The 26171-nt window shown below is 62.9% G+C and carries 23 protein-coding genes; 11 read left to right on the plus strand and 12 right to left on the minus strand.

The window, feature by feature from the left end; all coding sequences use genetic code 11:
* Positions 1 to 9: 9 nt before the first annotated feature.
* The 4 genes from QM996_RS21530 to QM996_RS21545 form a co-directional block, all read right to left on the minus strand.
* Positions 10 to 399: a hypothetical protein gene (locus tag QM996_RS21530; protein ID WP_334198086.1), complete on the minus strand. Its 390-nt coding sequence runs from the start codon at positions 397 to 399 to the stop codon at positions 10 to 12.
* 92 nt (positions 400 to 491) lie between these two features.
* On the minus strand, positions 492 to 962 hold the full coding sequence (gene cueR, locus QM996_RS21535; protein WP_334198087.1) for a Cu(I)-responsive transcriptional regulator: 471 nt from the start codon (positions 960 to 962) through the stop codon (positions 492 to 494).
* 101 nt (positions 963 to 1063) lie between these two features.
* Positions 1064 to 3496 (minus strand): heavy metal translocating P-type ATPase, encoded by a 2433-nt coding sequence (locus QM996_RS21540; RefSeq protein WP_500270527.1) that lies wholly within the window; start codon positions 3494 to 3496, stop codon positions 1064 to 1066.
* A gap of 376 nt (positions 3497 to 3872) precedes the next feature.
* Positions 3873 to 4070 (minus strand): heavy-metal-associated domain-containing protein, encoded by a 198-nt coding sequence (locus QM996_RS21545; protein WP_334198089.1) that lies wholly within the window; start codon positions 4068 to 4070, stop codon positions 3873 to 3875.
* Between the two features lie 428 nt (positions 4071 to 4498).
* Between QM996_RS21545 and QM996_RS21550 the strand changes: the two genes are divergently transcribed.
* Positions 4499 to 5791 carry an NCS2 family permease gene (locus tag QM996_RS21550; protein ID WP_334198090.1) on the plus strand — a complete coding sequence of 431 codons (1293 nt, stop codon included), beginning with the start codon at positions 4499 to 4501 and terminating at the stop codon, positions 5789 to 5791.
* A gap of 156 nt (positions 5792 to 5947) precedes the next feature.
* Here the strand turns inward: QM996_RS21550 and QM996_RS21555 are convergent, their stop codons facing one another.
* Both QM996_RS21555 and QM996_RS21560 read right to left on the minus strand, forming a co-directional pair.
* Complete coding sequence (locus tag QM996_RS21555; protein ID WP_334198091.1) at positions 5948 to 6268, minus strand: 2Fe-2S iron-sulfur cluster-binding protein; 321 nt, start codon at positions 6266 to 6268, stop codon at positions 5948 to 5950.
* Positions 6269 to 6309: 41 nt separating this feature from the next.
* Positions 6310 to 7563: a cytochrome P450 gene (locus tag QM996_RS21560; protein WP_334198092.1), complete on the minus strand. Its 1254-nt coding sequence runs from the start codon at positions 7561 to 7563 to the stop codon at positions 6310 to 6312.
* Between the two features lie 112 nt (positions 7564 to 7675).
* Between QM996_RS21560 and QM996_RS21565 the strand changes: the two genes are divergently transcribed.
* Positions 7676 to 8524, plus strand: coding sequence for a helix-turn-helix transcriptional regulator (locus QM996_RS21565; RefSeq protein ID WP_334198093.1), 849 nt, complete (start codon positions 7676 to 7678; stop codon positions 8522 to 8524).
* Between the two features lie 90 nt (positions 8525 to 8614).
* Here QM996_RS21565 and QM996_RS21570 read toward each other — a convergent pair whose 3' ends face one another.
* The 3 genes from QM996_RS21570 to puuE all read right to left on the minus strand — a co-directional run bounded on the left by QM996_RS21570 (position 8615) and on the right by puuE (position 11655).
* The gene (locus tag QM996_RS21570) at positions 8615 to 9100 is read right to left on the minus strand and encodes an ureidoglycolate lyase (RefSeq protein WP_334198094.1); all 486 of its coding nucleotides are present in this window, start codon (positions 9098 to 9100) and stop codon (positions 8615 to 8617) included.
* A 106-nt stretch (positions 9101 to 9206) separates the two neighbouring features.
* Positions 9207 to 10229, minus strand: a complete 1023-nt coding sequence (gene alc / locus QM996_RS21575; protein ID WP_334198095.1) for an allantoicase — start codon at positions 10227 to 10229, stop codon at positions 9207 to 9209.
* 10 nt (positions 10230 to 10239) lie between these two features.
* Positions 10240 to 11655, minus strand: a complete 1416-nt coding sequence (puuE, locus tag QM996_RS21580; RefSeq protein ID WP_334198096.1) for an allantoinase PuuE — start codon at positions 11653 to 11655, stop codon at positions 10240 to 10242.
* Between the two features lie 173 nt (positions 11656 to 11828).
* Between puuE and uraH the strand changes: the two genes are divergently transcribed.
* From uraH to xdhC, 4 genes are read left to right on the plus strand one after another with little or no spacing between them, the layout of a single operon-like run.
* On the plus strand, positions 11829 to 12200 hold the full coding sequence (gene uraH / locus QM996_RS21585; protein ID WP_173518682.1) for a hydroxyisourate hydrolase: 372 nt from the start codon (positions 11829 to 11831) through the stop codon (positions 12198 to 12200).
* 3 nt (positions 12201 to 12203) lie between these two features.
* The gene (gene xdhA / locus QM996_RS21590) at positions 12204 to 13682 is read left to right on the plus strand and encodes a xanthine dehydrogenase small subunit (protein ID WP_334198097.1); all 1479 of its coding nucleotides are present in this window, start codon (positions 12204 to 12206) and stop codon (positions 13680 to 13682) included.
* Between the two features lie 11 nt (positions 13683 to 13693).
* Positions 13694 to 16033, plus strand: a complete 2340-nt coding sequence (gene xdhB, locus QM996_RS21595; protein ID WP_334198098.1) for a xanthine dehydrogenase molybdopterin binding subunit — start codon at positions 13694 to 13696, stop codon at positions 16031 to 16033.
* Positions 16034 to 16050: 17 nt separating this feature from the next.
* Positions 16051 to 16920: a xanthine dehydrogenase accessory protein XdhC gene (gene xdhC, locus QM996_RS21600; RefSeq protein WP_334198099.1), complete on the plus strand. Its 870-nt coding sequence runs from the start codon at positions 16051 to 16053 to the stop codon at positions 16918 to 16920.
* Positions 16921 to 16953: 33 nt separating this feature from the next.
* On the opposite strand, the gene QM996_RS21605 is transcribed toward xdhC, so the two are convergent.
* Positions 16954 to 17745, minus strand: coding sequence for an NAD(P)H-dependent oxidoreductase (locus QM996_RS21605; RefSeq protein WP_334198100.1), 792 nt, complete (start codon positions 17743 to 17745; stop codon positions 16954 to 16956).
* A gap of 95 nt (positions 17746 to 17840) precedes the next feature.
* On the opposite strand from QM996_RS21605, the gene QM996_RS21610 reads away from it, so the two are divergent.
* Entirely contained in the window at positions 17841 to 18767 is a 927-nt protein-coding gene (locus QM996_RS21610; protein WP_334198101.1) for a LysR family transcriptional regulator, read from the plus strand.
* A gap of 20 nt (positions 18768 to 18787) precedes the next feature.
* Here QM996_RS21610 and QM996_RS21615 read toward each other — a convergent pair whose 3' ends face one another.
* On the minus strand, positions 18788 to 19702 hold the full coding sequence (locus QM996_RS21615) for a LysR family transcriptional regulator (RefSeq protein WP_173518676.1): 915 nt from the start codon (positions 19700 to 19702) through the stop codon (positions 18788 to 18790).
* A 147-nt stretch (positions 19703 to 19849) separates the two neighbouring features.
* Between QM996_RS21615 and QM996_RS21620 the strand changes: the two genes are divergently transcribed.
* On the plus strand, positions 19850 to 21088 hold the full coding sequence (locus QM996_RS21620; protein WP_334198102.1) for a urate hydroxylase PuuD: 1239 nt from the start codon (positions 19850 to 19852) through the stop codon (positions 21086 to 21088).
* Entirely contained in the window at positions 21085 to 22437 is a 1353-nt protein-coding gene (gene guaD, locus QM996_RS21625; protein WP_334198103.1) for a guanine deaminase, read from the plus strand. Before QM996_RS21620 ends, guaD begins: the two co-directional genes overlap by 4 nt.
* 71 nt (positions 22438 to 22508) lie before the next feature.
* On the opposite strand, the gene QM996_RS21630 is transcribed toward guaD, so the two are convergent.
* Positions 22509 to 23330 (minus strand): IclR family transcriptional regulator, encoded by an 822-nt coding sequence (locus QM996_RS21630; RefSeq protein WP_334198104.1) that lies wholly within the window; start codon positions 23328 to 23330, stop codon positions 22509 to 22511.
* A gap of 171 nt (positions 23331 to 23501) precedes the next feature.
* Between QM996_RS21630 and gcl the strand changes: the two genes are divergently transcribed.
* Both gcl and hyi read left to right on the plus strand, forming a co-directional pair.
* Complete coding sequence (gene gcl, locus QM996_RS21635) at positions 23502 to 25286, plus strand: glyoxylate carboligase (protein ID WP_334198105.1); 1785 nt, start codon at positions 23502 to 23504, stop codon at positions 25284 to 25286.
* A 65-nt stretch (positions 25287 to 25351) separates the two neighbouring features.
* Complete coding sequence (gene hyi / locus QM996_RS21640; protein ID WP_334198106.1) at positions 25352 to 26167, plus strand: hydroxypyruvate isomerase; 816 nt, start codon at positions 25352 to 25354, stop codon at positions 26165 to 26167.
* The last annotated feature ends 4 nt before the right edge of the window (positions 26168 to 26171 follow it).

Raw genomic sequence — 26171 nt, forward strand, 5'->3', positions numbered from 1 at the left:
TTCGCGAAGTCAGGTTCTTGGGGGACGATGAAGCTCGTCGAGCTCACCCGGAGTGAGCTGCGGGTGTGGCCCGAAATTGCGGACTGAGCGCGGGAAAGCAGGATGGCTCTCGTCAGCATCGCCAAGCACTGCCACGGCGGCGCAGAAGGTCTTGCAGCAATCCTTCTTGTCGATCTTGCCGTTTTCCTGGCTAGGCTTCACCTTGCCCTTGTCGAGGCTCGGGCAGTGCTCGGTTGCAACTTGCGTCGGATTGGCGGACGCCTCGATCTGCATCGAGCCATGCGTGGCCGCATGCATCATGCCGGAGGCAGTGGAAAAGGGCAGCAGGGCCAGCGACAAAGCGATCGCCAGCTTCAGCGCAATCCGCAAACGCAGATATATGATTCGCACCTTTTCCATGATCGATCCGTAGAAACGCAGTTGATTCCTGTCAATGCTGCTGGCGCTCAGCCGCGTCACGAATGCGTGAGACCCGGCCAAGCGCACCGGTGTCATCCGTGCCGCCGGTTGCGAACCGGATCGATGCCGGCCGTGCCGAAGCGTGCGGGCTCCGCCGCCTTGCCCGGCGTATTTCCGGCGTCGGCGAGATCATCTAGAATGGGACATTCCGGGCGCCCATCGCCGTTGCAATGGGCGGCGAGATATTTCAGCGTCCGGCTCATCGCCTTCAGTTCCTCGGCCTTGCGCTCCAGGATCTCCACATGTTCGAGCGCAATCTTCTTGACCTCGCCGCTGGCGCGCGAGCGGTCGCGCCAAAGCGCTAGAAGGTTGGCCATCTGCTCGACAGTGAAACCGAGATCCCTCGAGCGGCGGATGAAGCGCAGCGTGTGGATGTCGTTTTCACCATAGTTGCGGTAGCCAGCCTCGCTGCGGTCGGCCGGTGGAATGAGACCGATCGTCTCGTAATAGCGGATCATTTTCGTCGAAACGCCAGAGGCGCGTGAGGCTTCACCGATATTCATGACTTCATCCTTGCTACCGCCTTGCGGCCATTTCCTTCGAATATGGGGGCTCTCCCCGGCTGCCGCCACGCGGCGGCAGGAGACCGGGGGAGAATGCCTTTTTATGCTGCGCGTGCTGCGACCACCGGGCGAAATGCCCTGAGGCGCAAGGCGTTGCCGAGCACGAAGACGCTGGAGAGCGCCATGGCGCCGGCTGCGAAGATCGGCGACAGCAGGAGTTCATAGGCCGGATAGAGCGCCCCGGCGGCGACCGGGATCAGCACCGCATTGTAGGCGAAGGCCCAGAAGAGATTCTCCTTGATGTTGCGGATCGTCGCCTTGGACAGCGCGATGGCGTTCGGAACACCCAGGAGATCGCCGGACATCAGCACCACATCGGCGCTTTCGATGGCGACATCGGTGCCGGTGCCGATTGCAAGCCCAACATCGGCTTCGGCCAGCGCTGGCGCATCGTTGATGCCGTCGCCGACGAAGGCAACCGCGCGTCCGCCTTCCTTCAATTTCTTCAGAGCCGCGACCTTGCCGTCAGGCAGGACTTCGGCGATGACCTCGTCGATGCCGAGCTTGACGGCGATGGCTTCCGCCGTGCGACGGTTGTCGCCGGTGATCATCGCGACCTTCAGGCCGAGATCGTGCAGCATGCGGATCGCCTGCGGCGTTGTTTCCTTGATCGGGTCGGCAACGGCGATGATTGCCGCGAGCTTGCCGTCGATCGCCGCATAGAGCGGGCTCTTGCCTTCCGAGCCAAGACGGGCCGCCTGCTCGGCAAAGACAGAGACGTCGAGCTTCAGTCGCGCCATCAGCCGGTCTGCGCCCACATGGATGGTGCGGCCTGCCACCTCGGCGCTGGCGCCGAAGCCGGGAATGGCTTCGAACCTCGCGGGCTCAGCGATTGCCAGACCCTTTGCCCTGGCCGCCTCGACGATCGCCTCGGCAATCGGGTGCTCGGAGCGGGTCTCGACGGCGGTGACCAGTGCCAGCACGGCGTCACGTTCAAAACCCTCGGCAGTTTCGAGGTCGGTGAGTTCCGGCCGGCCCTTGGTCAAGGTGCCGGTCTTGTCGACGGCGATGACCGTGGCGTTGCGCAGCGTCTGCAGTGCCTCGCCCTTGCGGAAGAGAACGCCCATTTCGGCGGCGCGGCCGGTGCCGACCATGATCGACGTCGGAGTGGCAAGGCCCATGGCGCAGGGGCAGGCGATGATAAGCACCGCAACGCCGTTGACCAGCGCGAAGGTCAGGGCCGGATCGGGGCCGAAGACCAGCCAGATACAGAAGGTGACGAGCGCGACGGTGATGACCGCGGGCACGAACCAGGCGGTGACACGGTCGACCAGCGACTGGATCGGCAGCTTGGCACCCTGGGCCTGCTCGACCATCTTGATGATCTGCGACAGCACCGTATCGGCGCCGACCTTGGTCGCACGGAAGGTGAAGGAGCCGGTCTTGTTGATGGTGCCGCCGACGACTTCACTGCCCGCGATCTTTTCGACCGGAACTGGTTCGCCAGTGATCATCGATTCGTCGACATAGGAGTTGCCGTCGATGACGCTGCCATCCACCGGCACCCGGTCGCCGGGGCGCACGAGTACGGTGTCGCCGGTGTGGACATCGGAGAGCGGGACCTCGATCGTCTCGCCGTCGCGAACGACGCGGGCGGTCTTGGCCTGCAGGCCCATCAGATGCTTGATCGCCTCGGAGGTCCGGCCCTTGGCGCGCGCTTCGAGGAAACGGCCGAGCAGGATCAGCGTGACGATGACGGCCGCGGCCTCGTAATAGACGTTGGCGGTACCTTCAGGCAGGAGGTCCGGCGCAAAGGTTGCGACGACCGAGTAGATCCAGGCGGCGGACGTGCCGATCGCGACCAGCGAGTTCATGTCCGGAGCCAGGCGGAAGAGGGCAGGGACGCCCTTCTGATAGAAGCGCAAGCCCGGGCCGAAGAGCACCAGCGTCGTCAGTACGAACTGCAGGTACCAGCTTTCCTGCATGCCGATATTGGTCATAACGAAATCATGCACGGCCGGGATGAAGTGCGAGCCCATTTCAAGCACGAAGATAGGCAGCGTCAGGATGCCTGCCAGCATCAGCGAGCGGGCGAGCTTTCGGGTCTCCTGTTCGCGCTTTTCGCCTTCACGATCGACGCTTTCGTCGCCGGTGATGCGCTTGGCTGCGTAGCCGGCAACACGAACCGCCTCTTCGAGCGCCGCGGCCGTTGCTATCCCCTTCGTCACGCGGACCGAAGCGCGCTCGGTCGCCAGATTGACGTTGGCTTCGGTGACACCCGGCACCGTCTTCAGTGCCTTTTCGATGCGGGCGACACACGAGGCACAGGTCATGCCCTCGATGGTGAACTCGATCGTGTCTTCGGCCGCGCCGTAACCGGCATTTTCGATCGCCTTGACGATATCGGCCGATTTGGTGCCGGTCTCGAAGCGAACGTCAGCGCGCTCGGTCGCAAGGTTGACCGAGGCCGCAGTCACGCCCGGCACGGCGCGAATCGCCTTTTCGACGCGTGCAACGCAGGACGCGCAGGTCATGCCCTCGACGGGAATGCTGGCGCTGAAGGCAGCGGAAATCGCTTCGACGTCGTTATTTCTAATGGGGGTCACCGATCCCATGATCGAGCTCCTTTCACAGTCTTTTATCGCAATCTGGGGCTTCCAGCTATGGGAAGGTCAAGGGTGTCGCCGAACTTCCGTGCGACGAAATGAGAGATGAACTTCAGTGCGTTTGGTAGGTCTCAAAGCTTCCTATGACGGGAAGGTAGAGGTTCCCACCGTTGGAAGGTCAAGGGCAGGGCTTATAAATTTCTTCCGCTGGACCGAGAGCGCTTTTTGGCAAGCTACAAACCAAAAGAAAAACGCCCCGACATGGCCGGGACGTTTGGGCGGCAGTTATCCGCGCGGAGCATCGTCAGAGCGCGCGGCTCTCGTAGCCGGAAGCCTTCAGGGCGTCGCCGATTGCATCGGGGCCGGCAGCGGTGTCGACGCTGACCTCCCTGTTGCCGAGATCGACCTTGATCGTCGCCTGCGGGTCGACGCTCAGGATCGTCTTCTGGACGGCGCCGGCGCAGTGGCCGCAGGTCATGTTGTCGATCTTGTAGGTCTGCATGCTTGTCTCCATGGTTTCATTGTGAGAGAACATGGCGGTTCCCACCGTTGGAAGGTCAAGAGGGCCTCCCAACATATTTTTCAAGGGTCTATTGGCCCGTTCAGGTGGCTGTGGACACGCGAAAGGCGCCGTTTCGGCGCCGACAAATGCTCCGAAAAATTTGAAAGTCTTTCATAATCGATCCCGGGAATGGACGGCTAGCGATCCGGCTTTGGAAGACGCACAATCCCAAGGCTGTGCAAAAGGCATTCGCGTCGTCTGAAAGAGGGCGGACGATCGCCAGCCGGCACGAACCGAAAGTGGTTCGTGAAGCGATCGACCCGGAAACCGCCGGGCGTTTCGAAATGCACTGACCGGGAGCTGGAGGAGACGGTTTCCCGATCTCTGTCGTTCGGCTGCGTCGTGGTGACGCCGCCAAGGGAGGAAAGATGTTTGAACGACTATTCAAGCTGAAAGAGCATCAGACGACGGCGCGCACCGAGGTGATCGCCGGTATCACGACATTCCTGACGATGTCCTACATCATCTTCGTCAACCCCGACATCCTGTCGAGTACGGGCATGGATAGGGATGCCGTCTTCGTCGCAACCTGTATTGCTGCGGCCCTCGGCTCCGCGGTCATGGCGCTCGTCGCCAACTGGCCGATCGGCATGGCGCCCGGCATGGGCCTCAACGCCTTCTTCGCCTTCACCGTGGTCGCCGCCCTCGGCTTCACCTGGCAGCAGGCGCTGGGCGCGGTCTTCATCTCGGGCGTGATCTTCCTGATCCTGACCGTCACTGGCGTCAGAAGCTGGCTGATTGCCGGCATTCCGCATTCGCTCAGAAGTGCGATCGCCACCGGTATCGGCCTCTTCCTCGGCATCATCGCCTTGAAGAACGCCGGCATCGTCGTCGACAATCCGGCAACGCTCGTCGGCCTCGGCGATCTCAAGCAGACCGGACCGCTGCTCGCCATCCTCGGCTTCTTCGTCATCGCCGTGCTCGACGCACTGAAGGTTCGCGGGTCGATCCTGATCGGCATCCTGGTCGTCACGGTTTTGTCGATGATCCTCGGCGTGAGCGAGTTCAAGGGGGTCGTCTCGGTACCGCCGAGCATCGCGCCAACCTTCCTGCAGCTCGACATCATGGGCGCCCTGCATGGCGGCCTGCTGCACGTCATCCTCGTCTTCGTCCTCGTCGAAGTCTTCGACGCCACCGGCACGCTGATCGGTGTCGCCAAGCGCGCCAAGCTGGTCGAAGAAGGCAAGCCGAGCCGTCTCGGGCGCGCGCTTCTCGCCGACAGCACGGCGATCGTCGCCGGCTCGCTGATCGGTACCAGCAGCACCACCGCCTATGTCGAAAGCGCCTCGGGCGTTCAGGCCGGCGGCCGTACCGGCCTGACCGCGCTCACCGTCTGCGTGCTGTTCTTGGCAGCGCTGTTCTTCTCGCCGCTGGCAGCCGCCGTTCCGTCCTATGCGACGGCTCCGGCTCTGCTCTACGTCGCCGGCCTGATGATGCGCGAATTGACCGAAGTCGACTGGGACGACCTGACGGAAGCGGCACCGGCTGCGCTCACCGCGCTCGCCATGCCCTTCACCTACTCGATCGCCAATGGTCTTGCGTTCGGCTTCGTCAGCTACGTCGTGCTCAAGGTCTGCACCGGCAAATGGAGCGTCATCCATCCGGCCACCCAGATCGTTGCGGCGCTCTTCATCGTCCGCTTCGCGTTCTTTGCAGGATGAAGAAAATTGGCCGAGGCATGCTGCCTCGGCCAATCAGAACTTCCCCGTAAGTGCTTGCCGGAGCAACGAAATGTCGCTCCGGCCTTTTTGTGTCGAATTGGTTTTAAAATGCGCAAATCCGGACGGATAACCGCTTCACACTTTTCCTGGATTTGCTCAGTATTGCCCCGCCGGCAGGTGCACCACCAGGCCATCGAGCTCGGCCGAGACCGTGATCTGACAGCTCAGGCGGCTTCTCTCGTTCGGGTTGACGACGCACTCGATCATGTCCTGCTCCTGGAATTCGGGCACCGGCAATCGGTCGGCCCATTCTCCGTCGATGTAGCAGTGACAGGTGCCGCAGGCGCAGGAGCCGCCGCACTCGGCGGCGATGGCATCGATGCCGTTCTGCACGGCGGCGGACATCAGCGATTGACCGACCTCCGCCTGAACTTCCTTCGTCGTGCCGTCCGCGTCGATGAAGACGATCTTGGGCATGGGTATTCTCCGGTTCTTGAAAATGTTGGTGTCGGTTCGGGTCAGGCCGGCCGGATGGCGATCTTCAGCCGCTTGGGACCGCGGACCGAGAGCCCGCGCTTGTATTCCGGTTCCCGGTCGACGAGTTCGATGGTGGGGAAGCGGCGAAGCAGCGTGCTGAAGATGATATCCATGTCGAGACGCGCGAGATGGTTGCCGAGGCAGAAATGCACGCCGCCACCGAAGGCGAGGTGCCGGTTGGGCGTTCGGCCGATGTCGAAGGTATCGGCATTCTCGAACTGCTTGGGATCACGATTGGCGGCACCATAGAGCAGGCCGAACTTGGTGCCCCGCTCGAAGCGTCGGCCGCAGATCTCGACATCCTCGACGCAATGGCGATGGAAGAATGGAAGCGGCGACTCGTAGCGGAACATCTCCTGAACGCCGGTCTGGATCAGGCCGGGATCGTTGCGCAGCCGCGCCATCTGTTCGGGGAAACGCAGGAGCGCATGCATGCCGCTGCCGAGTACGTCGATCGTCGAGCCGTGGCCGGCCATCAGGATCAGCATGCAGGTCGAGATGAACTCGTCGAAATTCATTGCGCCGGAGCGTTCCGCTTCGATCAGCACCGAGATAAGGTCATCCTTCGGCGCCCGCTCGCGCTCGGCCTTCAGCGCCGTCAGATATTCGTAAAATTCGGTCGTGTTGTCTTCGGCGATCTTCTTGCGGGCGTCGGAGCGGTCGACGTCGAAGTACTGCACGATGTTCTCCGACCAGATGCGAAGCTGGGGACAGTCTTCGTCCGGAACGCCGAGTAGGCGGCCGATGATATGGCCGGGAACGTGGGCGGCGAGGTCTTCGACGAAATCGATCTCGCCGCGATCGGCAAGGCTGTCGATCAGGCGGTCGACATAGGCCTGGATCTGGTCGCGAAGCTTGGCGATCATGGCCGGCGTGAACAGCTTGAACACCTGCTTGCGCAGCCGGTCGTGCACCGCGCCGTCGCTATCGAGCAGGCTGAACTGTACGAAGCGCTCGTGGTGCGGCATGTCATGCCAATTGCCGGCACGCTGCAGTTTCGCCAGCTCTTCTGCCGTCGCTATGTCCTCCAGCGAGCGCACCATGCGCTTGTCCATGACGATTGCCGAGACATCCTCGAAGCGCGACGCCAGCCAAATGTCGAAGTCCGGGAAGTAATGCAACCCCTCCTTCTCGCGCAAGGCGCGGTAGGTCGGATAGGGATCGCGAGCAAAATCCGGGGACAGCGGTGCAAAGGTCAAATTCGCTACTTCGCCGTTCGACGCGGCTTCCGTCATGGGCAACACTCCGTACATAAAGCTGCATGATAGCGTCAACACCGTCTAGCTGGGAATGGCAGGCTGTCGCAGAATGATGGACAAAACACGCATCGCCTGACAGAAAGCACAGATGCTTTCTGAAAACGAAGAGATCCACTTCCATACGCCGGCGAAATTTGCCGATGCGTTCCCCTATCTGGCGCTCGTTGCCGGAAGCCGAACGGCCCGTCCGGAGGAGGCGCCGATCCGCAAGCGGTTCCACCAACATGTCTTCGTCTACACGACAGGCGGCTGCGGGCTGATTGAGGTGCGCGGACAACGCTTCCTCGCCGAAACGGGCAGCGTCGCCTGGCTCGATACCGCCCAGGCCTATGCGCATAGTTGCGCGCCCGACAGTGAAAGCTGGCCCTATCTCTGGATGGGGATCGACGGACACGGGCTTGATGCGCTTTATCAATTTCTCGGCGTGCAGCAGTCGCCGCTGTTCGTACCAAGGGATCTACAGACGGCACGCGCTGCCTTCGAGGCCGTGAGCGGATATCTTGCGCAACGTTCGCCGGCGACCGATGCCTTGGCGAGTGCGGCCATCTCCGGGCTGATTGCGGACATGATCGGGCCGCGTCTGACCGGTCGTGAGCCAGGCGAGGATGCTCCGGGCGAGGACCGTTTGCTGGCCGTTCTTTCGGCCTTGCGTGAGGATCTCGCCCGAGCCTGGACCATCGATGATCTCGCGGTCCTAGCGCGGCTCAGCCAGTCGCAGCTCTTTCGCCGCTTTCGCGACATGGTGGGGACCACGCCGATGGATTGGCTACGCCACGAGCGCATCAACCAGGCAAAACGACTGCTGGTCAGCCCCGACGCCAAGGTCGCGGCGGTGGCGGCCGTTTGCGGCTATCCTGATCCCTATCATTTCTCGCGCGATTTCCGGCGGTTGACGGGATACTCGCCGACGAAGTTTCGTCGGGATGGCGGTTATTGATGGGGCAATCGCATCATTCACACAGTTTCGGCCGCCAGCGAGGCCCTGGCGTACCGATGACCCGGCCGGCCGGCCGGGCCATTCGTTCGATCACACGATCAGGAACGGCTCCTTGAAGAAATGTTCCTCCAGGTTCACGCCTTCGCCGCCGCGGTCGACCACTGCGAAATCCGAGACGTCGTCAAGCGGCGTCAGGATGCCGTGCCAGACATTGCGGGCGATGTTAACGCCCTGGCCCGGCGTGGTCTTGAAGGCGATCGGTTCACTTGGGCCTTCGTCGGTTTCCCGAGAGACGACGACGAGGAACGGATTGTCGCTCAGGGGGATGAAGGCCTGGCTGCCGAGCGGATGGCGCTCGACCATGGTGAGTTTCAGTGGCAGCGGATAGGGCTCGCCACGCACCAGGCTGATCATCGGCCGGGCCTTCTCGCCCGTGGTCTCGATCTTGGCGAGGTCGTGATAGCGGGTGCATTTGCCGCCGTTGATGGGGAAGTTGTGGGCATTCTCCGTTTCGATTACGTCGCCGAAGGGCGCAAAGGCCTCCCGGGTCAGTGGCTGTATGACGATCTCCTTCATGCGACGCTCCTCCGTGCAATGTTGATCGATGGCAGCAATTCCAGGGGTCGGTTTTCCTGGGAGCTGCGCTTGAGGTCCGATCATTTCGTTTCCTCAGCGAAACGATCTAAGGTGTGCCGGCTTTCGCAATACGCCCGAAGACACGCAGCCGGCTGACGCCGCCGTCGGGGAAGATGTTGAAACGCACATGGGTCACCGGGCCAGAAGCGGCGAGTTCGTGGGCTTCATAGCTGTGGATGCTGTCGGCCGCGAGTTTCTGCGGCGGCAGGACCTCGCGCCAGAACATCGACGATGCCGTGACAGACCCGGCAACGTCGCAGGCGACCGCTTCAAGATCGGCCGCCTGCAGCGAGCACGCGTCGGGATAATTGCCCTTGAAATGGGCGGTATCGACCACGATCCGCTCGACTTCGCCGCGTGCGGCGAGTTTCACGACGATCCAGTCGTTTCCGGGCTCGCGTCGCCGGCGGGTTTCCCATCCGTCGCCCATATTGATGCCGCGGCCGGGCGCAAGCAGCCGCTGGTGGCCGTAGTGCCCATTGGAATAGGCGATGATGCGGCCGCCGAGCAGCGATGAGGCGAGGTCGACCACCGTGTCGCCGATCGCCGCCCGGTCGAGGGCTGGCGTGCCGTAGGCCTTCAGACGGGCAATGCCGCCGTCCGGATAGATGCGCAGGCGGACATGGCTCCAGACCGCCTCCGACTTCGCCTCGAAGTGATGCAGCGCGCTCGGGCCGAGCGGCCGTGGGCAGACCAGTTCCGTCCAGACCGTCTCTTCGTTCGGCTCTCCCGGTACCAGGCAGGCGTCGATGGCGCAGGCGCTCGGATAGTTGCCGGTGAAATGCGCGGTATCGACTTCGAAGCCATGGATGCGTCCGTTCGCTGCAAGTGCGATGATGGCGTGATCGTTGCCGGGGCCGCGGCGTCGCCGCGTCTCCCAGCCGTCCATCCACTTGCCATTCGCGTCGTAGACCCCGGGGTGATAGATCGGCGGTACGTCCTGGAGCATGCGCTCGAGCGGCGCGAAGAATTCGTCGGTTGCGAAGACTGGCCGTGCGCCGAGACCGGCGGAGGCGAGGTTGATCGCGTTCAGCGCGAATTCGGGCGGGCTCACGCCGTCGGTCGTCATCGCGAGGCCCTCAGCTCGGCAACATGTCCTTGAGGCGCAGATAGGCGATTCGTTCCACCTGCCGGCATGCCGTCTCGAATTCCGTTTCGCGGTCGTTGTTGATCCGGCTTTCGAAGGCCGCAAGGATTTCACCCTTGGTGCGTCCCTTGACCGCCATGATGAACGGGAACTTGAACTTCTCGACATAGGCGGCGTTGAGCGTGGTGAAGCGCTCGCGCTCGGCATCCGTCAGCGCGTCGAGTCCGGCGGAGGCCTGCTCGTTGGTCGAGCTTTCGGTGAGGCGCCTGGCCTGCGCCAGCTTGCCGGCGAGATCCGGGTGGGCGATCAGGACGGCAAGCCGTTCCTCGGCCGAGGCTTCGCGGAAGACGGCGGACAGCGCCGCGGCAAGGCCGATTGCGGTATCGTTGGCGGGCGAAAGCTCGCCCTGGAAGGCGCGCTTGGCAATCCACTTCGAATGTTCGAACACACCGCCGAATTTGGTAACGAACGCCTCTTCGCCAAGCCGCGACGGACGATCGTCCCAGGCCTTGTACGGGTAATTCTCGGTCCAGTAGCGGGCGATGTCGACGCGCTTTGCGAGCCAGACCTTTTCATGGCTCTGCACGTAATCGAGGAAACGGGCAAGCGCTGCGGCGCGGCCGGGCCGGCCGACGAGGCGGCAGTGCAGCCCGATGCTCAGCATCTTCGGCGCGCCGGCGGCACCTTCGGCGTAGAGCACGTCGAAGCTGTCCTTGAGATAGCTAAAGAACTGATCGCCGCTGTTGAAGCCCTGCGGCGTCGCAAAGCGCATGTCGTTGCTGTCGAGCGTATAGGGGATGACCAACTGGTGACGCCCGGCATGCTCATGCCAATAGGGCAGATCATCGGCATAGGCGTCGGAAACATAGTCGAAGCCGCCGGCTTCCGTCACGAGATCGAGCGTGTTGTCGGAACAACGCCCCGTGTACCAGCCGCGCGGGCGCTCTCCGGTGACGATGGTGTGCAGGCGGATCGCCTCAGCGATCTCCTGGCGCTCGCGCTCGGTTGAAAAGTCCTTGTGCTCGATCCACTTGAGGCCGTGCGAGGCGATTTCCCAGCCGGCGTCCTGCATGGCCGCGACCTGTTCCGGCGAGCGCTTCAGCGCGGTTGCCACACCATAGACGGTTGCCGGCACGCCACGTTCGGTGAACATGCGGTGCAGCCGCCAGAAGCCGGCGCGCGCGCCATATTCGTAGATCGATTCCATGTTCCAGTGCCGCTGGCCCTGCCAGGCCTGCGCACCGACGATTTCCGACAGGAATGCTTCGGATGCCGCGTCGCCATGCAGCACGCAGTTCTCGCCGCCTTCCTCGTAGTTGATGACGAATTGCACGGCGATCCGCGCGCCGTCGGGCCATGTGATCTTGAAGTTCGGGCCGTGGCCGTGAAGATCGCGGGGGTATCTCATCAAAGCAGCTCCTCCAGACATTTTCGTCTCTGCGCTGAGATTTCTAACGGCATTTCCCCTGACCCATTCCCCCCAAAAAATTTGAAAGTCTCGAATGATCCGCTCGCTACCAAGCGGACCGGAATGCCGGAATACTGCGAGGTGGAAAGCTGACTTCGGGAGGAGCGAACAGAATGCAATCTCATGGTGGAAACGCCGGTCGCCTGACGACGCATGTGCTGGATACGGCAAGCGGCAAGCCAGCCGAGGGGCTGCGCATCGAGCTCTACCGGGTCGATGGCGAGCGCCAGACACACATCAAATCGGTCAAGACCAATGATGACGGTCGCTGCGACGAGCCGCTCTTGAGCGGCGAGCGGATGCAGACCGGCACCTACGAGCTGCATTTCCATGCCGGCGACTATCTCGGCGGTGCAAGCCAGCGCGGCGAGAATCCGTTCCTCGACGTGATCCCGATCCGCTTCGGCATCGAGAACCAGGGTGCGCATTACCATGTGCCACTGCTTCTCTCGCCCTATGGCTACTCCACCTACCGCGGGAGCTGAGACATGACCATCCAGATCCGCAACACCATCCGCTTCATCCTGAACCATCGGCTGGTCGAACTTGCCGACGTGTCGCCGGTACAGACGCTGCTCGATTTCCTGCGCATCGACCGCAACCTGAAGGGCACCAAGGAAGGCTGCGCCGAAGGCGACTGTGGCGCCTGCACGGTGCTCGTCGGCCGACTGCTCGACGGCGAGCTCAAATACGAATCCGTCAACGCCTGCATCCGCTTCGTCGGCTCGCTCGACGGCTGTCATATCGTCACGGTGGATTCGCTGGCGCAGGCGGCGGGGCCCTTGCATCCAGTGCAACAGGCGATGGTCGACACCCATGCCTCGCAGTGCGGTTTCTGTACGCCAGGCTTCGTGATGTCGCTCTATGGCCTCTGGATGGAAAACGCCAAGCCGTCGATCGCCGAGATTGAAAAGGCGCTGCAGGGCAATCTCTGCCGCTGCACCGGCTATGCCGCGATCATTCGCGCGGCAGAAGCGATCTCGACGATCGGCGATGTCGGCAAGGATCCGCTGGTTGCAGAGCGTGATCGGATCGCCGGGGAACTGGCCGCCCTTCAGGACGGTCGCCGGGTGGAAATCGGCTCGGAGACGGAACGGTTCATTCTTCCGGGCTCGGTCGACGATTTCGCCGCCGTGCTCGAAGCCAACCCGAAGGCGACGATCGTCGCCGGTTCGACCGATGTCGGTCTCTGGGTGACGAAGTTCATGCGCGACATCTCTCCGGTCATCCATCTGACCCACCTCGAGGAACTGCGCCGGATCACCGTCGATGCGGAGGGCGTGACCCTTGGCGCCGGCGTCAGCTATGCCGAGGCCTATCCGGTCGTCGTCGAGCACTTTCCGGAACTGAGGGAGCTTTGGGACCGCATCGGCGGCCAGCAGGTGCGCAACATGGGCACCGTCGGTGGCAACATCGCCAACGGCTCGCCGATCGGCGACACGCCGCCGGCGCTGATCGCGCTCGGCGCATGGATCACGCTGCGGAAAGGCGACCGTCGCCGGACGGTGGCGCTAGAGGACTTCTTCATCGCCTATGGCAAGCAGGACCGTGAGCCCGGTGAGTTCGTGGAATCCGTGCGCATCCCGTTCGTTTCTGACAACGCCCGCGTTGCCGTCTACAAGGTGACGAAGCGTCTGGACGAGGACATCACCGCCGTCTGTGGCGCCTTCCGTATCGCCTTCGACGCCGGCCGGGTGACTGACGCAGTCATCGCCTTTGGCGGCATGGCCGGTACGCCGAAGCGCGCCTCGAATGTCGAGGCTGCCCTCAAGGGCGCGGAGTGGGCCGAGGAGACGATCGAGCGCGCGGTCGCGGCCTTTGACCAGGATTTCACGCCGCTTACCGACTGGCGCGCCTCGGCGGAGTACCGCCAACTGGTGGCGAAGAACCTGCTTCGCCGCTTCTATCTCGAAACGCAGTCGAGCGGCCAGATCCGCCTCGATCGTGCCATTGCTGTCGCGGTTTAAGGGAGGAAGCCATGAACGTGATGCAGCCCATCGACCGCATCCGCGGCGGCGTACATGAAAAGGAACGGCACGAGTCCGGCCACAAGCACGTGTCGGGAACGGCCGAGTATATCGACGACATTCCGGAACCCCAGGGCACGATGCACGGCTATCTTGGTCTATCGCAGCGGGCGCATGCGGAGATCCTGTCGATCGACTTCGAGGCGGTGTCGAGCAGCGAAGGCGTGATCGGCGTCCTGACGGCGGCCGACATCCCCGGCGAGAACGACATCAGCCCGGCGCACAAGCACGACGAGCCGATCTTCGTCAACGACAAGGTGGAGTTCCACGGCCAGCCGATCTTCGCGGTCGTCGCAACCTCGCGGGAGGCGGCCCGTCGGGCTGCTGCCAAGGTCAAGATCGAATACCGCGACCTGCCACATGTGACCGACGTGCTGGAAGCGGCAGCGGCGAACTATCCATTGGTGATCGATCCGCTGAAGCTCGAGCGCGGCGACATCGAGGCCGGCTTCGCCAAGGCAAAGAACATCCTTGAAGGCGAGATGCGGATCGGCGGCCAGGACCACTTCTATCTGGAAGGGCAGATCTCCTTCGCCATTCCCGGCGAGGACGACGAGGTCCTCGTCTATTCCTCGACCCAGCATCCGAGCGAGACGCAGCACATGGTCGCGACCGTGCTCGGCGTGCCGTCGAATGCGGTCACCGTCAACGTGCGCCGCATGGGCGGCGGCTTCGGCGGCAAGGAAACCCAGGCAAACATCTTCGCGGCCGTTGCCGCCGTCGCTGCCAAGAAGTACCGCTGCCCGGTCAAGGTCAGGCCCGACCGCGATGACGATATGAGCGCGACCGGCAAGCGTCACGATTTCCACGTGGACTACAAGCTCGGCTTTGACGACGAGGGGCGTATCGAAGCAGTTGATGCCGTCTTTTCGGCGCGCTGCGGCTACTCCGCCGATCTCTCCGGACCGGTTACCGACCGCGCGCTGTTCCATGCCGACAATTGCTATTTCTATCCGAACGTGCGCCTGCGCTCGCGTCCGTTGAAGACCAATACGGTCTCCAACACCGCGTTCCGCGGTTTCGGCGGTCCACAGGGTATGGTCGGCGGCGAGCGTATGATCGAGGAGATCGCCTATGCCGTCGGCAAGGATCCGCTCGAAATCCGCAAGCTGAACTTCTACGGCGGCGAGGGGCGGAACCTGACGCCCTACCACCAGACCGTGGAAGACAACATCATCGGCCGGATCATCGAGGAGCTGGAAACCTCGGCCGATTACGCCAAGCGCCGCGAGGCGGTGATCGCTTTCAACCGTGAGAACAACGTGGTCAAGCGCGGCATCGCGTTGACACCGGTGAAGTTCGGCATCTCCTTCACCAAGACGGAGTACAACCAGGCCGGCGCTCTCGTGCACGTCTATACGGATGGTTCGATCCATCTGAACCATGGCGGCACCGAGATGGGGCAGGGGCTCTACACCAAGGTCGCCCAGGTCGTGGCCGACGAGTTCCAGGTCAATCTCGACCGGATCAAGGTGACGGCGACGACGACGGGCAAGGTGCCGAACACCTCGGCGACGGCGGCCTCCTCCGGCTCCGATCTCAACGGCATGGCCGCAGCCAACGCCGCGCAGCAGATCAAGGCAAGGCTGGTCAAGTTTGCTGCCGAGCGGTGGAACGTCAGCGAGACGGATGTCGCCTTCGAGCCGAACACGGTGCGGATCGGCGCCGATCGCCTGAGCTTCAACGAGTTCATCAAGATCGCCTATGGCGCCCGCATCCAGCTTTCGGCTGCCGGTTTCTACAAGACACCGAAGATCCACTGGAACCGCGCGGAAGGCCGTGGACGGCCGTTCTTCTACTACGCTTACGGTGCGTCCTGCTCCGAGGTCAGTGTCGATACGCTGACCGGGGAATACCAGGTCGACCGCACCGATATCCTGCACGATGTCGGCCGGTCGCTGAACCCGGCGCTCGATCTCGGTCAGGTGGAAGGCGCCTTCGTTCAGGGCATGGGCTGGCTGACGACGGAAGAGCTCTGGTGGGACGCCAAGGGCCGGCTGCGCACGCATGCGCCGTCGACCTACAAGATCCCGCTTGCCTCCGATCGCCCGCGCGTCTTCAACACCCGCCTTGCCGAATGGTCGGTCAACCGCGAGGAGACGATCCGCCGTTCGAAGGCGGTGGGGGAACCACCGTTCATGCTCGGCATTTCGGTCCTCGAAGCCCTTTCGATGGCGGCGGCCAGCGTTGCGGAGTATCGTATAGCTCCGCGTCTCGATGCGCCGGCAACGCCGGAACGGGTGCTGATGGCGATCGAGCGGCTTCGGGTGGCCGCACGGCAGAAAGGGTGAAGAAGGGCTGATCGGTCATGGTAGCGAGCCGCGAGGATATCAGGGACTTTCTCAGACGCGAGCCGGATTGCGTGCTCGTGGAAGTGACGGGTGCTGCGGGTTCGACGCCGCGCGACACCGATGCCTGGATGCTCGTCGCCCCCGAAAGCCTCTTCGGCACGATCGGCGGCGGTCAGCTCGAGTACATGGCGATCGATCATGGCCGGCGGGCGCTGAAGCGTGGTGATGCGCCCGATACGCTGACCATTCCGCTCGGCCCGGAGATCGGCCAGTGTTGCGGCGGGCGCGTGGCGCTCGCCTTCACACGCATCGATCGGGAGAAAGCAGCCATGCTGATTGAACGCAGCGACCTGGAGATCGCCGGCCGGCCGCATGTCTATGTCTTCGGCGCCGGCCATGTCGGCGATGCGCTGGCCATGGCGCTCTCCTTGGTGCCGGTGCGCACCGTTCTTGTCGATACCCGCGAGAACGAGCTTTCGGCCGTCGCCGATATTCCCGGCATCGAAACCTGCCTGACGGCGATGCCGGAAGCCGTGGTGCGTGATGCTCCGCCCGGCAGCGCCTTCGTCATCCTCACCCACGACCATGCGCTCGACTTCCTCATTGCTGCGGAAGCGCTTCGCCGCGACGACGCATCCTATGTCGGGATGATAGGCTCGAAGACGAAGCGCGCGACCTTCAAGAACTGGCTGTCGCGTGAAATCGGCCGGCCGGAGCTTTTCGACCGGCTCGTCTGCCCGATCGGCGGCACGACGGTGAAGGATAAACGGCCGGCGGTCATCGCTGCGCTCGCCGCCGCGGAGGTGATGGCGGCGGCACTCAATTTCCGCCAACCGGCGCAAGCAGATGTCTCGCGCCGGTCGGCTGCGGCCAAGCTTGTTCGCTGACGCTGCCGCCCGCTAACGGGCATAAGGCCGGCGCTAGTGTGTCTCGCCATTGAGGTGAAGCGCAAAACTGCGCGCATCCGGGGCTCCGACCTCTGGGCGAAGCTCCAGGGTCGGGATCACATAATCCCCACCATTCTGCCGGCGATAGGGAATGGGCGCGGCCGTCGCCAGTGTGCGCATCCTCTGCCGCAGACGCTCGGCCGTCGCTTCGAAACCGGCGTCGTCGAGGCTGTCGACCCGATAGGCGACGAAGGGCGGCAGCACGTCGTAACCGGGGTAAAAGAGGATTCCGTGGTTGATCGGGAACAGCAGGTCGTCGATCGGCCCGTTGACCCCGCGCGGCGAATAATGTTCCTGCCAGCCGCCTGTCGTCACCACCAGCATGGCGCGTTTTCCGGCAAGCGTGCCCTCACCAAAACGCTTGCCCCAGTATTTGTCGCTGTGCTCGCCGACCCCATAGGCGAAACCATAGGCATAGACGCGATCGACCCAGCCCTTGAGGATCGCCGGCATTGAATACCACCACAGCGGAAACTGCAGGATCAGGGCATCGGCCCAGAGCAGCTTTTCCTGTTCGGCCTTGACGTCCGCGGTCAGGGTATCGGTGGCGAAGGCCTCCTTCGATGCGCGGCTCGGTTTGAAACGCATGTTCGAGGCAAGGGTCGGAAAGTCGGCGCGGTCGATTTCGGATTTCCAGCCTTCGGCATAGAGGTCGGTAACGCGAACCTCGTGTCCCTCGGCCTCAAGTGCCTTGACGGCGACATCGCGCAGCGCGCCGTTGAGCGAGCGGGGCTCGGGGTGGGCATAAACGAGCAGAACTTTCATGATCGGTGCTCCCTGGTGTCATCAACTGGGATGCTAGGTAGACCGCGGCGATCCTATGCGCTAGACATCCGGAATGCATAGGATTGTGCCGAAAAATGGATAGATCGGACGTCACGCTTGAACGGATGCGCACCTTCGTGCGTGTGGCCGAACGCGGCAACCTGTCGGCGGTTGCCCGTGAGCTCGGCGTTGGCCAGTCCACGGTCACGCGGCAATTGCGGGAGCTCGAGGAGGCGATCGGCGTGCCGCTGCTCAGCCGCACCACCCGCCGCGTCACTCTGACTGACGAAGGCAGCCGCTATTATGCCGACAGCGTCCAGATCCTGCGCCTGGTGGAGCAGGCCGGCGACGAGGCCCGTGGCACGCGGGGTGCCGCCGCAGGCACGATCCGTATATCCTGCACGGCGGCCTTTGGAGTCTTGCACGTCAGCCGGCTGATCTTCGCCTTTCAGGACAAGTATCCGGAGATCGCGGTCGACCTCAGCCTGAGCGACGAGCGCATCGATCTGGTGCGGGAAGGCGTCGATATCGCACTGCGTCTCGGGCCGCTCACGGACAGTTCGATGAAGCTACGGCCGTTAGGTGAAAGCCGGCGTCTGCTGGTGGCTGCGCCCGCCTATCTGGCAGCGCGTGGCACTCCCGTTTCTGCGCGGGACCTCTCCGGTCATGAAGGGATCCGCATGTCGAACGTGGCGGGCAGCGACATGCTCAATTTGGAGGGCCCGGACGGCCGCGGCCATTCGGTACCCTTTGCCGGGCGTTTTCGCGTCGATCATGGGCTTGCCGCCCGAGAGGCCCTCATCGCCGGGCGTGGGATCGCCCCCACCCATCAATGGCTGATCGATGATCTGCTGGCGAGCGGCCGGCTCGTGCCGCTCCTTCCCGATTACGCGCTGCCGTCCGTACCGCTCAGCATGCTGATCGTGCCTGAGCGTGCGGGCATCGCGCGTGTTCGCTTGCTGGTCGACTTTCTCGTCGAGCAAATCCGCAGTATTCCCGGGATCGAAAAGGCCAAACCGTAGGATCTGCGATCAGCCAGGCCCTATTCCAGCGCCTTGCCGATCAAGCGCTGACAGCGCTCGGCCATGTAGTCGATCATCAGCCGGACCTTCGGGTCCTGGAAGCGCTTGTGCGGATAGATCGCCGCAAGCTGTACGCTGAGCGGTGGCGTGTCGGCGAGGATCGGCACCAGTGCACCGGAGTTGATGTGGCTTTTCACCTCGAAGAGCGGCTTGTTGATGATGCCACGGCCATCGAGCGCCCACTGGGTGAGCACGTCACCGTCGTCCGAATCGTAAGGTCCGGTTACCTCGAGCTTGCGCACGCCCTCCATGGTCTGCAGCGTCCAGAAATACTCCTTCGAGCCGGGATAACGCAGCAGCAGACAGTCGTGCTTGTCGGCGATCAGCGCGTCGGGCGTCTGGGGTATGCCACGTTTTTCGAAATAGGCGGGCGCCCCGCAGACCACGCGTTCGCAATTCATGATGCCGCGCATGCGCAGGTTCGAATCTTCGAGGATGCCGAGCTTGAAGGCGACGTCGACGCCTTCGGAGAGGATGTCGACATTGTGGTCCGACAGGCGAAGCCGCACTTCGATGTCGGGATATTTGTCGTGAAACTCCGGAATGCCCGACGCAATCAGGCGCCGACCTATCCCCAATGGAGCGGTAATCTTCAGCGCGCCCTTCGGATTGCGCGAGAGATCGGCGATCGCGTTTTCCGCTTCGTTGACCGCTTCGAGGATCTTCACCGCGCCGTCGTAAAAGACGCGGCCGTGCTCCGTCGGGGTCAGCTTGCGCGTCGTCCGATTGAACAGCCGAACGCCCATATGGCGTTCCAACTCTTTGATTCTATTGCTTGCAACTGCCGGCGTCACGCGCTGGTCGCGACCGGCTGCCGACAGGGTTCCAAGCTCTACGACGCGCACGAAGACGCGCACATTGTCCAGATATGACATGCCTCCGTCCCACTCCTCCGGCCTCTCTCTAGCCTATCCATTCCGTCGCCATTTTATAGATTTTTTTGAAAGTGTTGGTGAAGCAGCGACGTTCCCGCGACCTCCAGCAATGACACATAATGCGCCGAGGAGAAATGGGAGAATTGCATGTACGAGTATGCCATAGCCTGGGATTGGCTGACCTTTGCCGTGCGATGGCTGCACGTGATCACCGCCATCGCCTGGATCGGTTCGTCGTTTTATTTCGTCGCACTCGACCTCGGTCTGAAGAAAAGACCGGATCTGCCCGTTGGCGCCTATGGCGAAGAATGGCAGGTGCACGGCGGCGGCTTTTATCACATCCAGAAGTATCTGGTCGCACCGTCCAACATGCCGGATCACCTGATCTGGTTCAAATGGGAATCCTACGTCACCTGGCTTTCCGGCTTCGGCATGTTGTGCCTGGTATACTACGCCGGTGCCGACCTCTTTCTGATCGATCCGAACGTTCTCGACGTTTCGAAGCCGGTCGCAATCGCCATCTCGCTCGGCTCGATCGGCTTCGGCTGGCTTGCCTATGATACGATCTGCAAGTCGCCCTTCGGCCGTGACAATACCAAGCTGATGGTGCTTCTGTACTTCATCCTGGTCGGCATGGCCTGGGGCTACACGCAGCTCTTCACCGGCCGCGCCGCCTTCCTGCATCTCGGCGCCTTCACCGCCACAATCATGTCGGCGAACGTCTTCTTCATCATCATCCCCAATCAGAAGGTCGTCGTCGCCGATCTCATTGCCGGCCGCACGCCGGACTCGAAGTACGGCGTGATCGCCAAGCAGCGTTCGACCCATAACAACTACCTGACGCTGCCGGTTCTGTTCCTGATGCTGTCGAACCACTATCCGCTGGCCTTCGGCACCCAGTACAACTGGATCATCGCCTCGCTGGTCTTCCTGATGGGCGTCACCATCCGCCACTGGTTCAACACCCGCCATGCGGACAAGGGCAACCCGACCTGGACCTGGCTCGTCACCGCGCTGCTCTTCGTTGCGATCATGTGGCTCTCGACCGTGCCGAAGGTGCTGGCCGGTGGCGGGGAGGAGAAGATCTCCGCCGCGCAGCAGCCCTTCGTGACCGCGGAAGCCTTTCCGAAAGTGCGCGACACCGTGCTTGGCCGCTGTTCCATGTGCCACGCCAAGGAGCCGGGCTGGGAAGGCCTGATCGTGCCACCGAAGGGCGTGACGCTCGAAACCGATACCGAGATCGCCAACCACGCGCGTGAAATCTATCTGCAGGCCGGCCGCAGCCACGCGATGCCGCCGGCCAACGTCACCGGCGTATCGGACGAGGAGCGGCAGTTGCTCGTCGCCTGGTACGAGTCCGTCGTGAATGGAGGAAAGACCCAATGACCGAACTGCTGATCCGCGGCCGCGTTCTGACCTTTGTCGACGAACCAAAGGGCATCGACGATACCGCTTCCTATCGCTACTTCGAGGACGGCGCCGTGCTGGTGCGAGGCGGCAAGGTTGCCGATATCGGCGAGCATGCCGAGGTTGCCCGTCGCGCCGGCGCGAGCGTCAAGGTGGCCGACCATCGTCCCAATCTGGTGCTGCCCGGCCTGATCGACACGCATCTGCATTTCCCGCAGACGCAGGCGATCGCCTCCTACGGCGCCCAGCTTCTTGAGTGGCTGAACACCTACATCTTCGTCGAGGAACAGAAGTTCCGGAAGCCGGAACACGCCGACTTCATCGCCGGCCGATTCATGGACGAGCTCCTGTCGAATGGCACAACGACGGCCGTCGCCTATTGCTCGGTGCATCCGGAAAGTGTCGACGCCTATTTCGGCGCTGCGGAAGCGCGTGGCATGCTGATGATCGGCGGCAAGGTCATGATGGACCGCAACGCGCCGGACGCGCTGCGCGACACGCCGCAGCAGGGCTATGACGAGACGAAGGCGCTGATCGCCAAGTGGCATGGCCGCGGCCGCGCGCACTATGCCATCAGCCCGCGCTTCGCCATCACCTCGACGCCGGAACAGATGGAGGCGAGCCGCACGCTCGTCGCCGAGCACCCGGAATGTTACGTGCAGACGCATCTCTCCGAAAACAGGGACGAGATCGCCTTTGCGACCTCGCTCTACCCGGAGGCCAAGGACTATACCGACATCTATGCGCGCTACGATCTTCTGACGCGGAAGACCTTGCTCGGTCACTGCATCTATCTGAGCGATCGCGAGATTTCGGTTCTTGCCGAGACCGGCGCCGTCGGCACTTTCTGCCCGACCTCGAACCTGTTCCTCGGCTCGGGCCTTTTCGACCGCGATCGTTTCGACAAGCTCGGCGCCCGCTGGTCGGTCGCGACCGACGTCGGTGCTGGCACCAGCTTCTCGATGCTGGAGACGATGGACGAAGCCTATAAGGTGCTGCACCTGCAGGGCCAGCGCCTGACGCCGTTCAACTCCTTCTATCGCATGACGCTCGGCAATGCCCGCGCGCTCGACCTCGACGACCGCATCGGCTCGCTGCATGTCGGCGCCGAAGCCGATATCGTCGTGCTCGACAGCCGCGCCAAGCCATCGATGGAACTGCGCATGCGGGTCGCCGGTTCGCTGGCGGAGGAACTCTTCATCCTGCAGACGATGGGCGATGACCGCTGCGTGGCCGAGACCTACGTTGCCGGCAAGCCGATGAAGGGTACCCTGACGGGTGAGAAAGACACGGTGACGGCTGCGACCAGAAGCCTTGAAACGGCCTGAGCGAAACGAAGTTTTCTCTCAAACGTGAAGCGCCGCGCGTCTGATCGATGCGCGGCGTCTTTTTTTGGCAGCTACAGCTCTTCCGGCCGCTTGCCGCCCATCGCCTTGGTGAGCGCATCGGCGCGCTCACGCACGATGGGGCCGAGGGTTGACAGTTTCTCGTCGTTGACGCGAACCGATGGGCCGGAGATCGAGATACCGGCGATCGTTTCGCCGTACTCGTTGAAGATGGGGGCTGCGACGCAGCGCATGCCGAGCGTATGCTCCTCGTCATCGACGGACCAGCCGCGGTGGCGGATCTCCTGGATATCCTTCAACAGGGCCGGGAGCGTGTCGCGGGTCTTGTCGGTGAAATGCGCGAGCTCGCGGCCGCCGAGAAGCTGGGCGATCTCCTTGTCCGACCAGGTCGAAAGGATCGCCTTGCCGATGCCGGAGGCATGAACCGGACCGCGGCGCCCGGGACGGAAGAAGGCGCGCATCGGCGCGTGGCTTTCGACCTGCGAAATGAAGACGACGTCGCCACCTTCCTCGATGCCGATATTGGCCGTCTCGCCACTTTCCTCCATCAGGCCCTTGAGGAAGGGGCGGCTGATCGTTCCGAGCTTGCGGAAACGCAGATAGGCGTTGCCGATCTCGAATGCCTTGAGGCCGACGGTCCAGGCGCCGGTGTCGGGGTCGTTCATCACCATGCCGTGGCCGGCCAGCGTCGTCAGCAAGCGGTGGACCGTGGATGGCGCCATGCCGGTCTCGTCGGCAAGCTGGGTCAAGGTCGAGCCGTCCTCCTGGGCGACGACCGTCAGAAGAGCAAGGCTACGATCGAGCACCTGGACGGATGACGGTGCCGCATTCTCGCCCGCCTTGCGTCCGCGTTTTCCTCTGCCGTTGCCGTCCATCGAAGCCTCTCTGCAAATCACGTCTCTCGCCCATCATCCTCTATCAGGACCCTGAGGGATTTTCTCCGATTTGTTGAAAATCTTTATTTCCGTATGATGGAAATGATTTCCATTTATATGTTGCTGTTTGCGATTAATGGATTATGGTTCCAGGAAATAGGAGGAAATCTCATGGCTAAGATGCGTGCCGTCGACGCGGCTGTTTATGTTCTGGAGAAGGAAGGCATCGACTGCGCTTTCGGCGTGCCCGGCGCTGCCATCAACCCGTTCTACTCCGCGCTGAAGGCGCGCGGTTCTATCCGCCACATCCTGGCTCGCCACGTTGAGGGCGCCTCGCATATGGCCGAGGGCTACACCCGCGCCAAGCACGGCAATATCGGCGTCTGCATCGGCACATCCGGCCCGGCCGGTACCGACATGATCACCGGCCTCTATTCGGCCTCGGCGGATTCGGTCCCGATCCTCTGCATCACCGGCCAGGCGCCGCGCGCACGCCTCGACAAGGAAGACTTCCAGGCCGTCGATATCGCCAAGATCGCCGCACCCGTCACCAAATGGGCGGTCACGGTCATGGAACCGGCACTCGTTCCCTTTGTCTTCCAGAAGGCTTTCCACGTCATGCGCTCCGGCCGTCCGGGCCCGGTGCTGATCGATCTGCCGGTAGACGTCCAACTGGCAGAAATCGAGTTCGATCCGGACACCTATCAGCCGCTCGAACCGTACAAGCCGAAGGCGACGCGCGCCCAGGCCGAAAAGGCTTTGGCTATGCTGAACGAGGCGGAGCGTCCGCTGATCGTTGCCGGCGGCGGCATCATCAATGCCGATGCCTCCGACTTGCTCACGGAATTTGCCGAAATCACCGGCATCCCTGTTATCCCGACGCTGATGGGCTGGGGCACGATCCCGGACGACCATCCGCTGATGGCCGGCATGTGCGGCCTGCAGACCTCGCACCGCTATGGCAACGCCAACCTGTTGGCTTCCGATTTCGTTCTCGGCGTCGGCAACCGCTGGGCCAACCGCCACACCGGCAACGTTCCGACCTACACGGAAGGCCGCAAGTTCGTTCACGTCGACATCGAGCCGACCCAGATCGGCCGCGTCTTTGCGCCCGATTTCGGTATCGTCTCGGATGCCGGCGCTGCCCTGAAACTCTTCCTCGATGTTGCGACGGAGTGGAAAACGGCCGGCAAGCTCAGAGACTGGTCAGCCTGGGCGGAAGAGTGCCGCGAGCGCAAGCGCACCATGCTGCGCAAGACGCACTTCGACCAGACGCCGCTGAAGCCCCAGCGCGTCTATGAAGAGATGAACAAGGCCTTCGGCCGCGACACCTGCTACGTCTCGACCATCGGTCTCAGCCAGATCGCGGGCGCCCAGTTCCTGCACGTCTACAAGCCGCGCAACTGGATCAACTGCGGCCAGGCCGGCCCGCTCGGCTGGACCCTGCCTGCCGCCCTCGGCGTTCGCGCCGCGGATCCGGACCGGCCGATCGTCGCACTTTCTGGCGATTACGATTTCCAGTTCCTGATCGAGGAACTGGCCGTCGGCGCCCAGCACAAGCTGCCCTACCTGCATGTCGTCGTGAACAATTCCTACCTCGGCCTCATCCGCCAGGCGCAGCGCGGCTTCAACATGGACTTCGAGGTCAGCCTCGCCTTCGACAACATCAATGCGTCGGGTGATGCGGAGAAGGGCTACGGCGTCGACCACGTCGCAGTTGCCGAGGGCCTCGGCTGCAAGGCGATCCGGGTACGCAGCCCGAACGAGTTCCAGGAGGCCTTCGACCGGGCTCGTGCACTGATGGACGAGCACCAGGTTCCCGTCGTCATCGAGTTCATCCTGGAGCGCGTCACCAACATCTCGATGGGCGCCGACATCAATGCCGTCGTCGAGTTCGAGGAACTGGCGACCCGCGGCGAAGACGTGCCGACGGCGATCACGGCTCTGCTCGACTGAGGAAAATGTGGGCGGTTCTCCGCCCGCATCCCGCTCCAAAGACAAACACAAGGAGGAAGCATCGCATGGCGAAGTTCGCTGCGAACCTGACAATGCTGTTCAACGAGGTGCCGTTCCTCGATCGTTTCGCCCTTGCTGCCAAGGCCGGCTTCGAAGGCGTGGAATATCTGTTTCCCTACGAATTCGAGAAGGTGAGCCTGCGCGCCGAACTTCAGCGTCACGGCCTGACCCAGGTCCTGCACAACCTGCCGGCCGGCGACTGGGGACGCGGCGAGCGCGGCATCGCCATCCTGCCCGATCGGGTCGACGAATTCCGCAAGGGGGTGGCAAGCGCGATCGACTATGCGACTGCGCTCGGTTGCAAGCAGGTCAACTGCCTGGTCGGCATCGCGCCGGACGGCGTTTCCGACATCATCCTGCGCAAGACACTGGTCGCCAACCTGAAGCTCGCGGCAAGCGAACTCGGCAAGCACGGCATCCGCCTGCTGATCGAGCCGATCAACCGCTTCGACATTCCGGGCTTCTACCTGAACACCGTGGGGCAGGCTGCCTCGATCATCGAGGAAGTCGGCAGCGACAATCTCTTCATCCAGTACGATCTCTACCATCAGCAGCGCACCGAGGGTGAACTGGTCGGCACCTACAAGCGCCATGCCAATCGCATCGCCCACGTCCAGCTTGCCGACAATCCGGGCCGCAACGAGCCGGGCACCGGCGAGATCAACTATCCGTTCGTTTTCGACGCACTGGAAGAGGCCGGCTACGACGGCTGGATCGGCTGCGAATACAAGCCGCGCACCACGACGGCCGATGGCCTTGGCTGGCTCGGCACCGAGCGCCAGCGCACCCAATCCGCAGATATCATCAAGATCAGGAGCTAAGCAC

Source organism: Sinorhizobium chiapasense (assembly GCF_045277575.1).
Taxonomy (GTDB): domain Bacteria; phylum Pseudomonadota; class Alphaproteobacteria; order Rhizobiales; family Rhizobiaceae; genus Ensifer; species Ensifer chiapasense_A.

Excerpts from the sequence above, each read along its gene's own strand:
- QM996_RS21530 (WP_334198086.1), bottom strand. The coding sequence starts at position 399 with ATGGAAAAGGTGCGAATCATATATCTGCGTTTGCGGATTGCGCTGAAG.
- QM996_RS21620 (WP_334198102.1), top strand. The coding sequence starts at position 19,850 with ATGTACGAGTATGCCATAGCCTGGGATTGGCTGACCTTTGCCGTGCGA.
- hyi (WP_334198106.1), top strand. The coding sequence starts at position 25,352 with ATGGCGAAGTTCGCTGCGAACCTGACAATGCTGTTCAACGAGGTGCCG.
- puuE (WP_334198096.1), bottom strand. The coding sequence starts at position 11,655 with ATGAGATACCCCCGCGATCTTCACGGCCACGGCCCGAACTTCAAGATC.
- xdhA (WP_334198097.1), top strand. The coding sequence starts at position 12,204 with ATGACCATCCAGATCCGCAACACCATCCGCTTCATCCTGAACCATCGG.
- xdhB (WP_334198098.1), top strand. The coding sequence starts at position 13,694 with ATGAACGTGATGCAGCCCATCGACCGCATCCGCGGCGGCGTACATGAA.
- alc (WP_334198095.1), bottom strand. The coding sequence starts at position 10,229 with ATGACGACCGACGGCGTGAGCCCGCCCGAATTCGCGCTGAACGCGATC.
- QM996_RS21610 (WP_334198101.1), top strand. The coding sequence starts at position 17,841 with ATGGATAGATCGGACGTCACGCTTGAACGGATGCGCACCTTCGTGCGT.
- uraH (WP_173518682.1), top strand. The coding sequence starts at position 11,829 with ATGCAATCTCATGGTGGAAACGCCGGTCGCCTGACGACGCATGTGCTG.
- xdhC (WP_334198099.1), top strand. The coding sequence starts at position 16,051 with ATGGTAGCGAGCCGCGAGGATATCAGGGACTTTCTCAGACGCGAGCCG.
- gcl (WP_334198105.1), top strand. The coding sequence starts at position 23,502 with ATGGCTAAGATGCGTGCCGTCGACGCGGCTGTTTATGTTCTGGAGAAG.
- guaD (WP_334198103.1), top strand. The coding sequence starts at position 21,085 with ATGACCGAACTGCTGATCCGCGGCCGCGTTCTGACCTTTGTCGACGAA.
- QM996_RS21545 (WP_334198089.1), bottom strand. The coding sequence starts at position 4,070 with ATGCAGACCTACAAGATCGACAACATGACCTGCGGCCACTGCGCCGGC.
- QM996_RS21555 (WP_334198091.1), bottom strand. The coding sequence starts at position 6,268 with ATGCCCAAGATCGTCTTCATCGACGCGGACGGCACGACGAAGGAAGTT.
- cueR (WP_334198087.1), bottom strand. The coding sequence starts at position 962 with ATGAATATCGGTGAAGCCTCACGCGCCTCTGGCGTTTCGACGAAAATG.
- QM996_RS21550 (WP_334198090.1), top strand. The coding sequence starts at position 4,499 with ATGTTTGAACGACTATTCAAGCTGAAAGAGCATCAGACGACGGCGCGC.
- QM996_RS21560 (WP_334198092.1), bottom strand. The coding sequence starts at position 7,563 with ATGACGGAAGCCGCGTCGAACGGCGAAGTAGCGAATTTGACCTTTGCA.
- QM996_RS21615 (WP_173518676.1), bottom strand. The coding sequence starts at position 19,702 with ATGTCATATCTGGACAATGTGCGCGTCTTCGTGCGCGTCGTAGAGCTT.
- QM996_RS21570 (WP_334198094.1), bottom strand. The coding sequence starts at position 9,100 with ATGAAGGAGATCGTCATACAGCCACTGACCCGGGAGGCCTTTGCGCCC.
- QM996_RS21540 (WP_500270527.1), bottom strand. The coding sequence starts at position 3,496 with ATGACCTGCGCGTCCTGCGTTGCACGCGTCGAAAAGGCGATTCGCGCC.
- QM996_RS21630 (WP_334198104.1), bottom strand. The coding sequence starts at position 23,330 with ATGGACGGCAACGGCAGAGGAAAACGCGGACGCAAGGCGGGCGAGAAT.
- QM996_RS21565 (WP_334198093.1), top strand. The coding sequence starts at position 7,676 with ATGCTTTCTGAAAACGAAGAGATCCACTTCCATACGCCGGCGAAATTT.
- QM996_RS21605 (WP_334198100.1), bottom strand. The coding sequence starts at position 17,745 with ATGAAAGTTCTGCTCGTTTATGCCCACCCCGAGCCCCGCTCGCTCAAC.